General features: G+C 35.8%; 10 protein-coding genes and 2 pseudogenes. 11 read left to right on the top strand and 1 reads right to left on the bottom strand.

What is annotated here, in order from left to right; all coding sequences use genetic code 11:
• From AC1RPT_RS07505 to AC1RPT_RS07490, 4 genes and pseudogenes are all read left to right on the top strand, one after another.
• Nucleotides 1-313 (top strand): tyrosine-type recombinase/integrase (locus AC1RPT_RS07505; protein ID WP_481762951.1); only part of this gene is annotated, 313 nt, incomplete at its 5' end.
• Nucleotides 314-318: 5 nt separating this feature from the next.
• Nucleotides 319-1,068 carry a plasmid replication initiation protein gene (locus AC1RPT_RS07500; RefSeq protein WP_224148372.1) on the top strand — a complete coding sequence of 250 codons (750 nt, stop codon included), beginning with the start codon at nucleotides 319-321 and terminating at the stop codon, nucleotides 1,066-1,068.
• Between the two features lie 167 nt (nucleotides 1,069-1,235).
• Nucleotides 1,236-1,649, top strand: a pseudogene (locus AC1RPT_RS07495) (IS30 family transposase); the annotation flags it as partial.
• Nucleotides 1,650-1,794: 145 nt separating this feature from the next.
• A complete protein-coding gene (locus tag AC1RPT_RS07490; protein ID WP_014386287.1) occupies nucleotides 1,795-2,118 on the top strand; it encodes a DMT family transporter in 324 nt (107 codons plus the stop codon).
• A gap of 491 nt (nucleotides 2,119-2,609) precedes the next feature.
• Here AC1RPT_RS07490 and AC1RPT_RS07485 read toward each other — a convergent pair whose 3' ends face one another.
• Complete coding sequence (locus AC1RPT_RS07485) at nucleotides 2,610-2,894, bottom strand: hypothetical protein (RefSeq protein ID WP_224138772.1); 285 nt, start codon at nucleotides 2,892-2,894, stop codon at nucleotides 2,610-2,612.
• A gap of 1,078 nt (nucleotides 2,895-3,972) precedes the next feature.
• Here AC1RPT_RS07485 and mobV point away from each other — a divergent pair.
• The 7 genes and pseudogenes from mobV to AC1RPT_RS07450 form a co-directional block, all read left to right on the top strand.
• Nucleotides 3,973-5,208 (top strand): MobV family relaxase, encoded by a 1,236-nt coding sequence (gene mobV, locus AC1RPT_RS07480; RefSeq protein ID WP_481762196.1) that lies wholly within the window; start codon nucleotides 3,973-3,975, stop codon nucleotides 5,206-5,208.
• A gap of 502 nt (nucleotides 5,209-5,710) precedes the next feature.
• Nucleotides 5,711-6,868: a RepB family plasmid replication initiator protein gene (locus tag AC1RPT_RS07475; protein WP_481762197.1), complete on the top strand. Its 1,158-nt coding sequence runs from the start codon at nucleotides 5,711-5,713 to the stop codon at nucleotides 6,866-6,868.
• Complete coding sequence (locus AC1RPT_RS07470; RefSeq protein WP_481762198.1) at nucleotides 6,861-7,433, top strand: DNA-binding protein; 573 nt, start codon at nucleotides 6,861-6,863, stop codon at nucleotides 7,431-7,433. Before AC1RPT_RS07475 ends, AC1RPT_RS07470 begins: the two co-directional genes overlap by 8 nt.
• A 32-nt stretch (nucleotides 7,434-7,465) precedes the next feature.
• Nucleotides 7,466-8,143 (top strand): annotated as a pseudogene (locus tag AC1RPT_RS07465) (type I restriction endonuclease); the annotation flags it as partial.
• A gap of 489 nt (nucleotides 8,144-8,632) precedes the next feature.
• Entirely contained in the window at nucleotides 8,633-9,994 is a 1,362-nt protein-coding gene (locus AC1RPT_RS07460) for an MFS transporter (RefSeq protein WP_481762195.1), read from the top strand.
• A gap of 881 nt (nucleotides 9,995-10,875) precedes the next feature.
• Complete coding sequence (locus tag AC1RPT_RS07455) at nucleotides 10,876-11,742, top strand: HNH endonuclease (RefSeq protein ID WP_150289734.1); 867 nt, start codon at nucleotides 10,876-10,878, stop codon at nucleotides 11,740-11,742.
• A 3-nt stretch (nucleotides 11,743-11,745) separates the two neighbouring features.
• A partial coding sequence (locus AC1RPT_RS07450; RefSeq protein ID WP_481762950.1) for a site-specific integrase occupies nucleotides 11,746-12,100 on the top strand: 355 nt, incomplete at its 3' end.

Below are 12,100 nucleotides of genomic sequence, written 5' to 3'. Positions count from 1 at the left end.
TCATGATTGGCTAGTCCAAGAAAATATCAATTCTGATTGGTTATTTCCCTCAACGGCCCATCCAGATCGTCATATCACTGAGAAGCAGTTTTATAAAATCATGGCACGCGTTGGAGATTTATTAGGTATCAACTATCTCGGCACACATACCATGCGTAAAACCGGCGCTTACCGTGTCTATACACAGTCAAATTACAACATTGGCTTAGTCATGCACTTACTGAATCATTCTAGTGAAGCTATGACGTTAACTTACCTTGGCTTAGACCAAGCGAGTCGGGAAACCATGTTAGATCAAATTGATTTTGGTTAGACTAATTGAATACAACTGTAATTAAACGCAGACTTTACCTTGCTGATTTAGAAGTTACAGCAAAAGACGTGTATATTAAACGGGATTTTGCTAATAAAACGGCTGAAACCCTTGATACAAGCGGACATCACGAAATCGGACGCCGACAAGAAAATAATAAAACAGCTGAAACCCTTGATACAAGCGGACATCACGAAATCGGACGCCGACAAGAAATGGCTGAAACCCTTGATACAAGCGGACATCACGAAATCGGACACAATCTATATAAGACTAACTTAGATACTAATAAAGATACTAATAAAGATACAAGCATGCTTGATTTTTCATCAACTAATTTCTCTCAAAATGTTCTACAAAAACAAAATCAAGACATTGTAGCTAATGCAAGCGAATTTCTAGTATCAAACGGAAATTCAGGTAAAATTCCTTTAGAAGCTGAAACCATAAAGTTAATCAGTTTATGGTCTGCAAATGATCCAAAGAAAATGGAAAAAATGATTGGGATTATTTTTAATGCTAAAAAGGCAAGTGAAACATTTATTACTCAACAAACAGGAAAACCAACAACTATCTTTTTAGATAACTACGAGGATTTGCAACATGACATCACAGTTTCATTGAGAAGAACATTTAACGCTATTAGAAATAAACAGGATAAAAAACAAAAAGTTAATCCTGAAAATTACATTTTTGGCGCAATGAGAAATACTTTTGAAGTGTGGTACAGCGAATACCTGCAATCATTAAGTTAAAATGGCTAAATTAGCTCATATAAGAGCCACAGAGAAACTTTAAAAGCAACAAAGTACAAAGACTAGTAAAATGTCAAAAATGCCTTAGAAGCGTTATTAAAGGCAATTAAAATCAAAGGACAAGATAATATCTTGTCCTTTTTCTACCAGAAGTCAAGTGTTTCAATGCATTTAGGTTGTTTTATGAGCGTTATGGCAAAGCTGTGCGTACTATAACAGCCGACAATGGTTCTGAATTTATCTCATGGGACTTTTTAGAATATGTTCAAAAAGAGCTTAAAATTAAGCTATACTATGCCACACCGTCATCACCACAACAACGTGGTTCAAATGAAAACAGAAACCGTAAGCTACGTGATTGGTACCCTAAAGGCACGTCATTTAAAGATGTGAAACAACGACAATTAGATGAAGTAGCTTCAAAAATGAATGCTATGCCATTGAGACAGGCACTTGACGGTAAACGACCTATGGTAGTCTTTGAGCAGGAATATAAAGCCATGCAACGTTACCGTAGAGCTTATGAAAAGCGTAAACAACGTATGCTTGAAGTTAAAAAACAAGAATTCGAGAATAATTAAAAACGACATTGCAATTAAGCGGAGTAAATTGTATAATAAAAAATATATGAATAGCTGGGTTGTGGCTAGCTAAAAAACGCCGACTAATGAATTTTTTCATTTTTGTCGTTTTTTTTCGTTATAAAAAAAAGGTAGGTGTAATTTAATGGGATATATATTTTTGGGGCTCGCGATTCTAGGTGAACTCTTGGGAACGAATTTGTTAAAAGCTTCAAACGGATTCAGTTCGCTTTGGGAAACTGTGGGGTCTTTAGTTTCATACGGTGCAAGTTTTTATTTTTTAGCATTAGCTATGAAAACTATAAACTTGAATGTTGCTTACGCTTTATGGGCTGGCTTAGGAATTGTATTGACAACTGTTTTGGCAGTAGTCGTTTGGAAAGAATCTATTAATCTGAGCAGCGTCTTAGGAATTGTATTAATTTTGTCAGGAGTTGTCGTTTTAAACTTGTATGGTCCTGGTCATTAAACCAAAATAAAAAACGACTAGCTGTATAAATATTATAATAAACAAAAGGCACCTGGTGTGTCTTTTTATTATGCTTAGAATATAAATATTTGAAAACGGGTTAATTAATTGAAATATTTGATATAATAGTGAGTAATTTGATTGCTAAAAGCCTTTGCGTAGACGTTCCAAAAACGTGTACGTCCGATTTACTTTTAAACCAAATCATGATATTCTAAAAAAAGTTGTGCTCTGATTAAAAAATAATCTTCGTTAATTTTACATACATGTAACCAGTAGTTTACTAAAATATTAAACATGTGGTTTTCAACTTGACATCCGCCGACCAATGTTTGGTTTACTTAATGTCGCTTATCTAAACTAAAAAGCGCCAAACCTGAAATAAACAGGGTTTGGCGCTTTTTCTGTGATCACGTCTTGTGAATTGAGCTAAAAATAATTGGTCTAGCTCTCATAATCCCCACAACTAGCCTTTTGTTATTTGTGAAATTTTAGTCCGTGAGCGGTTTATGAGAGGGCTGTTTGTGCTTTTTGCGGAGGCGTAAACGGACCACCAACTTGTGTTGGGCGACTTCTTCGTCAGACAAGGTTAACTTCTCATCAATTGAAAATGAGGTCGTTTTGTAATTTTTGGCCAGGACAACCGCATAAACAGCCTGGTCAATCTGGTCACTTTGTTCCGGTGTTAAGGCAAACGTATAAGACTTGTCGCCATACAAAATCGTTTTATCAGGGGCTACGCGCGTAAAGCGACCCTTAATTGCATTGTACGTCATAACAGCTCCTTTCTTGATTTTATTAGATAAATCTCATCAAAGGGGCGTTTATTACCTTTTTGCCCCATAATAGAAATGTCGACTTAAACTTACTCCCCCAAGCGTTGAGGAGGGGTTACCTATCGGTTTATTTGCAATTTTACCCCCCCTATTAGTAATTTGGGGGCTTGGTTAATTTTTTGAATCGTCTTTAATTGTCAAAAATAACAGTCTAGCCATCATACTATCAGCGTCACTGTATTTTAAAGTGGGCCACCAGGCTTGACCAGCGTACTGGCCCAAGCCTTTGAAACAGCAGAGCTGTTTCATGGCAGTTATTGTTTATAATTATACACTGTCTTGCCCTGAAAGGAAACTTGCTTCAAAAAAGACAAACAAAAAGAGCTGGTGTTCCTACGCACTAGCCCTTTTTACTAGAGAGGTTAGTCTCCATGTACTTTCTTCTATTAACATTATAACATTATATTATTGGTATTTCAAAACATGATATACTTAAAAAGCTGTTGTTTCCTACTATACTGCAACGGCAAGGAGGTTTAGACTCCATGTTTTACTTTTTTCAAGAACTTACACAATTGTTTAACGCAATCTGTGTTGCTGTTGTGACGTTCGCAATCAAACGTTATTTTGATGATCTTAATGATCGTTAAAATAATGTGGGCACCTTAAGGGTGCCTTTTTGTTTGCTTTTATTGTATAACACCTATTAATTGCGATAGTCCACTACAATTTTTTTGTTATTATACACTTACGTTTACCGATTATTTTAATGTGGTTAAGCTGACAGCAGCTTGCCCCACGCGGGCAGCGTTCTGCATGACATGCTCTCACTGAAAGTGATCCTGCAATGATAAATTGCCCTGTCACGGCGTGACCCGCCGGAGGTTTTTCTAGCCGGATGATAGGCGCTGAAAAATAGTAGTTTCCCCAGCAGGAAGGGGAAACGCTACTGTCATCGCTTGTCGATGACGCGCCTCGCAGAGCCTGTCCAAAATATTATTTTGGTATAACAGGCTATACCAGATTTTTAACGGTGTTATACTGGTCTTGGAAAATCTTTTTTGAGGAGGCAATTTTGATGGCGCATTTAAAGAAAAATACGCGTGGTTCAGTTCCCGGCTTAGCCGTTCATTTTGAACGTAAAACCGACCATCACACTAACAAAGAAATTGATGTGTCGAAATCCTATCTGAATCAAGATCTCATGGCAGATGGTTCAGATATGCTTTCACGCTTCAACGCGCGTTTAAATGACGTTTATTGCATGAAAAGAGACGATGTGAAGGCGTTAGCGACTTGGATTGTCACTTTACCTGAAGAACTCGCAGAAGCGCCCTACGAGCAACAGAGCGCCTTTTTTGAAGCAACCACCAATTTTCTTAATGACCGTTATGGCCAAGAAAATGCCGTGGCCGCTGTCGTACATTATGACGAGACAACCCCTCACTTGCACTATGCCTTTGTACCAGTGGTTTTTGATGATAAAAAAGCGCGTTATAAAGTATCCGCTAAAGAAGTCCTAACGCGACATGATCTGCAAACCTTTCATGATGATTTAGATCAGCATTTAAAAAAGGTGCTGCCCTTTTATGAACAAGGGATTTTAAATAACAAAACCTTACCGTTTGAGAATGTCGCTGAAATCAAAAAATACAACGATCAGTTTAACGCCTTAAAAAACGAACTAGCTGACGTTGAAGACAATATTAGGGCTAAACAGGCCGTACTTAAAATCACGGATCAAGCCTTAACGGAAGTTGACTTAGCCGAAAAACAAATTGATGATTTTAAACAAGCCTTATCTAAAAACCTCTTTGGTAAGACGGTGCTTAAACCAGATGACTTAGATCGCTTTAAAAACGTGTTAGCCACGATGAAGAAAGCCACCTTACAAAGCCAGCATGAGACAGAAGAACTCAAGCAAACGTTAGGACAAGTCAAAGTGCAATTAGCTGACATCCAATCTGATTATCAAAACCTGAAAGAAACGCATCAAGCGCTTCAGAAGCGGCAGCGAGACCAGCAACAGCTGGATTATGCCATGCGAGACATGCTTAAAAATGATTATGGTGTCGACCAACTATCCCATACGGATGTGGAGGCCCGGTATGTTCTTTATAAGCTGGATCATGAAGAACTCACTCAAAATAAAAAAGTAGCCCAGGCCTGGTTAAAAACACTGACGACAGCTAGAGCAGATCCAGATACGAAAATAGCGCCAACTAGATTAGATCGCGGTATTGAACAAGTTAAAGCATTAATTAATCGAATCATTGAATTAACGCGTGATCTTTTTAAAGGACCTAGCCTCTAACGCTAAACCGGTTTATTTGCCGTTCTAAGCGTTTTTAGCCATGTGACGTAGAAATAATCATTAAATAGATTAAAACGTCGCTATTGGCTTAATAAGTGGCAATTAGGTTACATAACCAGTAATCCATCATTTAAAATAATTCAAAACAAAAAGAACACTCTGGACAAACATTATGTACAACGGTGTTCTTTTTGTTTTGTTTTTTTATGGGTTCAATAAAAAGGCGCAGCCTATTATAAGTTTATCTTTTATATTTTAATCTTTTGTTCTTTTGCGCGGGTATAAAGTGAGGTTTATCAGTGCTTTAAAGCTAGATACGTGTAGAAAAAACTGTGCATACGTGTAGAAAAAACTGTGCATACGTGTAGAAAAAACTGTGCATACGTGTAGTTTTTTTAAAAAAACTACACTATAAATGATATAATAAAAAGCATAAAGAAATCCCCGACAAAAAGTTTTTCTTTATGCTTATCCAACAACACACCCAAAGGAGTGTATTTATATGACCATTATACCAGAAGAATCAAAGACAAGGCAGGTACAGACCTTGAATGAATTATCAAAAAGAAAAGTCGTTGAACATAATAGTTTGATTACATCCATCGCCAAAATGGACAAAACACCACTTAAAATGTTTGAACTAGCGGTGTCTTTAATTGATACAGATAATCCACCAGAGGATCAGACGGTTTATTTATCAAAGCAAGAGTTATTTGCTTTCTTTAAGGTTGATGATAACGATAAGCATAGTCGCTTTAAAGAAGCGATTGAAAAAATGCAGAAACAAGCTTTTTTTCAGATTAAAAAAGAGCAAGATAAAGGGTTTAAGTTTGTGAGCATTGTGCCAATTCCTTATGTAGAATGGACGGATTATCATGATGAGGTATTAATTCGATTTAGTCCCGAAATCATGCCCTATTTAATTAATCTCAAAACAAATTTTACGCAACATGCTTTGTCAGAAATTTCTGAATTGAATAGCAAGTATGCGATTGTTTTGTATCGTTGGCTATCAATGAATTACAACCAGTATGAGCACTACAGTGTTAAAGGCGGCAGAAGAGAAGAGCAAGTTCAAAGTTACCGTAACCCTGAAATGAGTATACGAGACTTACGAGAAATGACGGATACAATAGATGAGTATCAGGATTTTAGAAATTTTGATAAATGGATATTGAAAAATCCTTTGGACGAAATAACAGAGCATACTTCGCTTCAAGTTACATACGAAAAAGTCAAAAAAGGACGCAGCATTGATAGTATTGTCTTTCACATTACTAAAAAACAAGTTGCAGCTGATAGTAGTTATAAACAGGATGATCCTGTTTATATTGAGGGCAAGATTCGCCAAGAAGAAACAGAAGACATGTTGACTGTTAAGGCTATAAAAAGTCCATATACAAAGTTACTTATGGAGCAGTTTTTGTTGTCATATATTGATTTAACGGATACGTCTATTTTGTCAGGGTTACAGAAAAATGTTTATCCACGTTATGACGAATTAAAAGAGTTACGTGGTTTAAACGGTGTCAAAGAGCACTTAGCATATATCCGAGATAAACAAGATGACTATTCTAAAAAGAATATTGCTAAGTATCTTAAAAAATCGATTGAACAGTATCTACCAATCGTTAAAAGGCAGGATATAGATCATGAGTGACAATTTAAAAACAATTCGAGAACTTGCTGATGAATTCAAGGTATCTAAGCAAGCAGTTAGGAAAAGATTAACCGATGAATTTAGAGCAAACTACGTAGAAACCGTATATAGTAACGGAGTAGAAACATTAGTAGTAACGGTTAGTGGTTATAGGCTTTTAAAACAGCATTTTTCTAGTAGTAACGGCAGTGAAAAAGTAGGTAGCAACGTTGGTGGTAACGTTGGTAATACTAATGTTACCAGTGATAATAAGCAAACAACGGATAATAGCTATGTATTTAAAATATTAGAACAACAATTAGCTGTTAAAGATAAGCAAATAGAAAATAAAGATTCACAAATATCACAAATGCAAAATTTATTAGATCAGCAACAACGGCTAGCCTTACAGGACAAACAACTGCTCGAAGAATACAAGGCAGAAATTAAGGACTTGAAAGCCTTAACGATGGCACCGCATGATGATGGTGAAAAAGAAGTGACGTCAGACAAACAACCGGAACCTGAAAATAGCACCCCGGAGTCACAACCTAAACCTAAAAAGTGGTGGCGTTTTGGTAAATAGTTACAACTAAAAAAGAAAAGAAGACTAGTTAAATGGCGGAAGATAAATTTGAACAAGCTGTAATTGATAAGCTAAAGAGTGAAGGTTGAGAATATTTCACAGATTATTCTGGTGTAACAGTTGATCGGTTATATGATCACTGGCGAGATATTCTGAATGCCAACAATCGCAAACGACTAGAAGATACTCTGTTATCTGATAATGAGTTTGAACAAGTGAAGTTGGAACTAACGAAGAATAAAACGCCGTATGATGCGCAACTCATGTTGGCGGGTGCGGGTGGTGTTGGGACCGTACCGTTGAATCGTGATGATGGGACGCAGCTAGAACTTGAAATATTCTATGGTGATGAAGTGGCTGGTGGACATTCACGTTATGAAGTCGTTAACCAAATTACGTTCACAGATTTAGCGACTAGTCTAAGCTCTAAGCGGCGGATTGATATCTTGCTACTGATTAATGGGTTACCTGTAGCCCACATTGAAGAAAAAGATGAGTCCTTACAAAACCAATGGAATGCATTTGAGCAATTCCAAAAGTATGACGGTGACGGCATGTACACGGGACTCTTTTCTTTTGTGCAAGTGCAGTTTGTCTTGTCGCAAAATTCAGCGCACTATTTTGCACGACCAAAGAATAGCCACTCTTATAACCGTGATTTTGCCTTTGGTTGGCGTGATGATGACGGCAAGGATGTCACCCAAAGTGTAAACTGCGCGACAATCAACCACCACGAAAACAGAAAGTTTGCACGTGGTTATTATTATAATTTGTCCAATTCATCTACTCAATATTTGATTAGGTAGGACACTTATTCTATATCAAAAACGGTATTTCGAAAATTATCCGAGTATGAAAAAATCAAAATAGAACTAAGGAAAAAAAATTTTATGCGATTGAATATTAGAATTCAAATTGGAGATGTTGAAAGCAAAATTTAAAACATAAGCATTAATTGACCCAATAATTTTAATCACTGAAGAAAATTTTGAAGTCTAAAATTATGTTTGTTACGTTTTTGATAAAAGTGAATTAATTGTTCAAATTATGAATGTTTATGTGGTAAATGTGATTTATTTGTGATATTATATCGTTGTTGTAAGCGATTTCATAAAATGCAGAGAGGGAATTTATATTATGTTTAAAATGCAGAGAGGGAATTTATATTATGTTTAAAATGCAGAGAGGGGATTTATATTATGTTTAAATGGTTATTAGCTTCAACTAATTCTAATGTTAAAGTACCAGTTGAAGAAATTGATAGTACTTTTAGACGGAAACAGTTAGGGGTTCTAGTTGCAACCAGTTTTTCTTATGTTGCCTATTATATTATTCGATTGGTTTTTACGACGGAACAACATTCAATTATGAAAGAATATGGTTTTTCAATTAGTCAAGTTGGCCTTATTCTCTCAACTTTTGGAATTGGTTATGGGATTTCTAAATTATTTATGGGTGCTTTATCTGATAAAGCGAATACCAAATACTTTTTGGTATTAGGTCTGTATCTATCTGCTTTTTTTAATGCCGGCCTTGCTTTCACTCATAATTTTTATGTTATTATTGCGCTTATGTTATTAATGGCTTCTGCTCAAGCTATGGGAGCCCCAGCATGTCAGCGTGAAATTAGTTTGTGGTTTTCTAAGAAAAAGCGTGGGACGGCTTATGCTATTTGGTCTTCTGCTCATAATGCCGGTGCATTTTTGTGTGTGCTGACTGTAGAGTTGGCTGCATTTTTATTTAGTAATTCAATTGCTGCTATTTTTTTAACCGCATCAGTCGTTTCTGTCACGATTGCAACACTAATGCTGGTCATTAATTCTGAAAGCCCTATTGCTGAAGGACTACCCCCTGTTTCAAAATATGATGATACAGTAGAGGTGACAGGTGAAGGCCAGATTGATAACAATGACAATACTGATCTTTCTATTATGCAAGTATTTATAAAGCATATCGTTTCGAATAAAATTGTTTGGGCTGTGGCCGTAACTTCAATGGCGATTTATATCATTCGCTATGGAATCATGAGTTGGATCCCTAGTTATCTACCTACCAAAGGATTTACCCCGTCTTTCTCTAAATGGTTAGTAGGAATTTTTGAAATTGCTGCCGTACCAGGTGTTATTATAATGGGGATTTTATCGGATAAGCTAAAAGGGCAGCGTGCGTTAGTTTGTCTATGGTGTTTATTTGGATTAACTGCCTCATTACTTATTTATTTCTTTAGCACAAATCAAACCCTCATAACTATTGATTTGTTCTTTATGGGAACTTTGATTTATGCACCTGCAACACTTATCGGATTAATGATCAATGAAGCAGTTCCTAAATTTGCTGTTGGTCTCTCGACGGGCTTCATTGGCTTTTTCCAATACGTATTAGGAGAGGTTGGAGCAACTGCCTTGATTGGTATACTGGTTGATAAATTCGGATGGCAAGCTAACTCTTCTGTTATTTTTATTGCCTTAGGGTTAATATTTATTCTAACAATTTATTTGGTCTTAAATGATCGTAAGATATTAAAACGTGAAAGTAAACTTAGCCAAAATATAAAAAGTTGATATAGGTTATTCAGAAAACATCTATTGTATTATCGGTGTTGGCAATATATTAAACTCAAAAAGGAGATGTAGCGAGAGTAAGAATTTAAATAATTCTTACTCTTTTTTGCCTGAACCACTGATAAGAAGTATAAAAGTTATTTTGTGCATCAAAAAATACTTTGTTGATCGTTAAATATGAAAGCTACGTGATAAGCACCCGTCAACACAACGGTTAAGTTCGCCCGTGGTTATTATTATTAAGTTAATAGAAAAGTTTAATGTTTAAAAAAAGAGCAATTTTAGACTAAGCCTTATCTGTAAACCGTTGAGGGACAAGGGTTTACAGATAATAAAAGTCTATAAGACTAACCAACCCTACATTAGCAAGCAACATATTATTTTGTCGCAACAATGTTTTTATGCACGTTGGTATAATCAACTCAATCAGTTGTCTTATAGCTTTTGTGTAACATTTCATAGGTTCCTCTCGTCGGTACTATAGGTGTCCCAATGTTAGTTGTCCATAAGGATCCTCTATACTTCAAGGATGGTAATATTGCTCAGAAGTCAATAAATTGGACTATTTTTATTCAGTTACTTAGGCAATATTTGAGATACGATTTCGATTATAAAAATTGATATACCAACCAATGGCTGCTTGGAAGACTGACATATTAGCCTCGATATCATCGAATAACTAAATACAGAAAAATACAATAAATATTATCAAACTAGGGACTATACTAGAAAACATCAGTACATTCCTTAACTCAGGGTCTATAATTATATAATCGACCCTATGAAAACCTATTAAAACAGCCCCTGTTATCTAATCACTAGATAACAGGGGCTTCTTTTTATTTTAATGTTATAATAACCCCAAAAAAGGATGCAAAAGTATGGACAAAAATAATCTTTTAATAACTGGTGATGTATATAGTAATGCCCAAATAATGGAGATCTTCAGGGTATCTAATTCTGGTGGTGTCAGATTTTCAACTAAAACACGGAGTCTAGTTATATTTTCTTTTCATCAGAGTGCTAATCAGAAAGATGTGCCTTATCAAGATTCTTGGGAAAAAGACACGTTGCATTATACGGGTCAAGGAAAAGAAGGTGACCAAGAGTTAACCAGAAACAATAAGAAAATAGTTGAAGCTAATCAAGATAACATCACGATCCATCTGTTTGAGTCATTTGTTAGCCGTGAATATATTTACAGAGGAATAGTTTATTTGTCAAATAATCCGTACAAAGCGAGTGAGTTAGATGCTAATCATAATTACAGATTAGTTTATAAATTCCCTCTTACGATAAAGAACGGCAATGGGGAATTACCACTATCCATTATCCAGAGTCATACAATTCAGCAAGATAAACATTTGCAAAAATTGCCACAATCAAAATTAGCTGAAATGGCCCAAGAAATTAGTCGTTCCAACCATGAATTCCATAAAAATAATCCTAATGACAAGGCTAGTTCAAGATTTGTGAATACTATTTCCTTTGAGAGGAGTCCTTACATTGCTAACTACGTTAAACGCATTGCTAATGGATATTGTTCTCTTTGTGAACAATTAGCCCCATTTTTAGATAAATATAATCAGCCATTTTTGCATGCCCATCATATAAATTATTTATCAGATGGTGGAGAAGATACAATTGAAAATTGTATTGCCGTCTGTCCTAATTGTCATGCAAAGATTCACGCTTTAAATGATCCTAAGGATAAAGAAATTTTATTAAGTAAAGTGAGGAATAGGTAAAACATGGTGCAACAAATCGTACTACCCATCAAAGATTCCAACGTCTTAAAGATGGTACAAGATACTTTACTAGATAGTTTTCGGGCGGGTCGGCGTAACTACACCATCTTTCAAGTTGGTAAAGCCACCCTACTGCGGGTGAGTGATGTCATGACCTTAAAAAAATCAGATGTCTATAATCCAGACGGTTCTGTTAAACACACGGCCTTTATTCATGATAAAAAGACCGGTAAAGCAAACACGTTATATTTAAAGCCAGTTAAACAAGACTTACTGCAGTATCATGATTGGCTAGTCCAAGAAAATATCAATTCTGATTGGTTATTTCCCTCAACGGCCCATCCAGATCGTCATATCA

This window comes from Dellaglioa sp. CoH-56-MRSF-11, from assembly GCF_056782135.1.
Note: the sequence above shows the minus strand (reverse complement) of the source record. Positions and strands in the feature narration are given on the sequence as shown.

Coding starts and splice junctions, on each gene's coding strand:
- AC1RPT_RS07470 (WP_481762198.1), top strand. CDS start 6,861: ATGAGTGACAATTTAAAAACAATTCGAGAACTTGCTGATGAATTCAAG.
- AC1RPT_RS07475 (WP_481762197.1), top strand. CDS start 5,711: ATGACCATTATACCAGAAGAATCAAAGACAAGGCAGGTACAGACCTTG.
- AC1RPT_RS07460 (WP_481762195.1), top strand. CDS start 8,633: ATGTTTAAATGGTTATTAGCTTCAACTAATTCTAATGTTAAAGTACCA.
- AC1RPT_RS07455 (WP_150289734.1), top strand. CDS start 10,876: ATGGACAAAAATAATCTTTTAATAACTGGTGATGTATATAGTAATGCC.
- AC1RPT_RS07485 (WP_224138772.1), bottom strand. CDS start 2,894: ATGACGTACAATGCAATTAAGGGTCGCTTTACGCGCGTAGCCCCTGAT.
- mobV (WP_481762196.1), top strand. CDS start 3,973: ATGGCGCATTTAAAGAAAAATACGCGTGGTTCAGTTCCCGGCTTAGCC.
- AC1RPT_RS07490 (WP_014386287.1), top strand. CDS start 1,795: ATGGGATATATATTTTTGGGGCTCGCGATTCTAGGTGAACTCTTGGGA.